1 protein-coding gene and 1 pseudogene are annotated in these 883 nt (G+C 72.4%); both read left to right on the top strand.

The window, feature by feature from the left end:
- Nucleotides 1-634 (top strand): annotated as a pseudogene (locus HLK59_RS50245) (serine/threonine protein kinase); the annotation flags it as partial.
- A gap of 43 nt (nucleotides 635-677) precedes the next feature.
- Nucleotides 678-883: hypothetical protein (locus HLK59_RS50240; protein WP_206328537.1), on the top strand; the 206-nt coding region annotated here is incomplete at its 3' end.

Below are 883 nucleotides of genomic sequence, written 5' to 3'. Positions count from 1 at the left end.
CGAGGGGGGTCGGCCGGGCGGGTGGGGGCGCCGTGGAGCGGGGCGGGGGGACGGGGCAGGGGGCGCGGTGTGTGTCGGGGGGCGTGCACGGCTGGGGCAGGTGCGCCGGACCCGTAGGGGATGTGTCGTCGCGCTCGGCGCGGGCGGCTCGGTCTACGCGCTGATGAGCGGCGACGGCGGTGACGACGACAAGGCCGGTCCCACTCCCACCCCCACCGCGAGCGCGCCCACGACGCCGGGTCCCACCACCCCGGAGCCCTCGCCGACGCCGACCACCTCGGCTCCGGCGGACGGCAGCGTCCCGGCCGGCTATCTCGGCACCTGGACCAGCACCATCGACAACTCCGAGGGCTCGCACACCCGTCAACTCACCATCCAGGAGGGCGAGGTGGGAGACACCGTGCTCTCGCTCGTCGCCGACGGCCCCGACTACCACTGTGTGTTCGAGGCGGACCTGACCGAAGCGCCCACCGACAACGGTCCCTTGGAGATCGGCCCGTCCACGGTGACGGTCGGCGAACCCGCCTCCTCCTGCTCACCGGGCGCGGCCAGCGAGATCACCCTCCTGTCGAACGGCACCCTGGAACGCGTGAACACCAGCAACGGGGAGAAGCTGACCTACACGAAGAGTTGACGCGATCTCGGCCGTCTTCCCTGCGCGCGGGAAGTGGAGTTGTGTGGGTGACGGCATCCCCTACCCCGGGAGAGCACATGCGTCCCAGCAGAAGAACGGTCCTGAGCGCGACGGGCGCGGCCGCGGCCGCCGCCTGCACGACCGGCGGACCGGCGGAGGCGACCCCTTCCTCGGCCGATCCGACCTGCCTCTTATACACCTCTCCGCGCCCACGCGACTCCTGAGCCACTCCTCTGCCCTCTCCTGCAG

It is taken from the genome of Streptomyces sp. S3(2020), assembly GCF_013044505.1.
In the GTDB taxonomy this organism is placed as follows: domain Bacteria; phylum Actinomycetota; class Actinomycetes; order Streptomycetales; family Streptomycetaceae; genus Streptomyces.
Note: the sequence above shows the minus strand (reverse complement) of the source record. Positions and strands in the feature narration are given on the sequence as shown.